Source organism: Microcystis sp. 0824 (assembly GCF_003112475.1).
GTDB classification, from domain to species: Bacteria; Cyanobacteriota; Cyanobacteriia; order Cyanobacteriales; family Microcystaceae; genus Microcystis; species Microcystis aeruginosa_C.
In genome coordinates this window covers 1-1,041 of sequence record NZ_BDSM01000040.1, presented here as the reverse complement: position 1 = coordinate 1,041, position 1,041 = coordinate 1, and the positions used below count along the sequence as shown (strand labels likewise).

Genomic DNA, 1,041 nt, shown 5'->3' with positions numbered 1-1,041 from the left:
AATGCCTGCCAAAGATATTTTCCATGACTGTGTAAAACACGCCCTAATCAAAGACAGCTGGACAATTACCCATGACCCCCTACGGATTCGTTTAGCAAGAGGTAAAAACCTGTTTGTTGATTTGGGAGCAGAAAGACTATTAGCCGCAGAAAAGGGAACAGAAAAAATAGCCGTTGAAATTAAGAGCTTTACTCGTCCCTCTGATATGAAAGACCTTGAATAAGCAGTTGGTTAATTTGTCGTTTATACCCATCTTTTAAGGCGTTATTATCCCGAATATAAACTATTTTTGGCTGTTAGCGAAAACACCTGCAAAACAGTATTTGAAGAAGAAGCAGGTCAAACCTTAATTGAAGATGGTATTATTGAGTTATTTAGTTTTGATCCCAACCAGGAGGTAATTGTACGATGGCTTCCTTAATTGCCCAATATCGGCAAATTATTGAAAAAACATTCCAAGATTATGCCGACTTCCTCGACACCGATCACCAAATCCAAATCGAATTAGTCCTAGATCAAACCCGCGATCGCTATTTATTGGTTGAAACAGGTTGGCAAAATGGTTATCGAATCTACGGAACCCTATTACATATTGATATTATTGATCAAAAAATTTGGATTCAACACGACGGAACTGAGGATGGTATTGCCGATGAATTAGTAGCTGCGGGAATCCCTCAAAACCAGATTATTTTAGCCTTTAAATCCCCTGAAATTAGACCCTATACAGGCTTTGCTGTCGCTTAACTTTCAAATATCATGGACAATTCTCAAAACCGCAATCACCCACCAAATGAATCACTATTAGAAGAAGATTAGAAACTCTTGATAACCCAAGTCAGCCATGAAAATCACCTACTTTCAAGATACGGATACTCTATACCTAGAGTTCAATAACAATCCCATTGTCGAGACTCAAGAAATCAATGAAAATACCTTGGTCGATCTTGATCAGCAGGGGAATATTTTTGCAATCACCTTGGAACACGCCAAAAGCTTAACGGCTCTGAATGCTTTTTCCCTAGAAACTATTGTCGCGCC

2 protein-coding genes and 1 pseudogene are annotated in these 1,041 nt (G+C 38.8%); all 3 read left to right on the top strand.

Annotation, left to right across the window (positions count from 1 at the left end):
• Position 1 precedes the first annotated feature (1 nt).
• Positions 2 to 421 (top strand): annotated as a pseudogene (locus N0824_RS13425) (XisH family protein).
• Positions 409 to 747, top strand: coding sequence for a XisI protein (locus N0824_RS13420; RefSeq protein ID WP_002732833.1), 339 nt, complete (start codon positions 409 to 411; stop codon positions 745 to 747). The pseudogene N0824_RS13425 and the gene N0824_RS13420 overlap by 13 nt, the downstream one beginning before the upstream one ends.
• Before the next feature lie 97 nt (positions 748 to 844).
• A partial coding sequence (locus N0824_RS13415; RefSeq protein ID WP_108937109.1) for a DUF2283 domain-containing protein occupies positions 845 to 1,041 on the top strand: 197 nt, incomplete at its 3' end.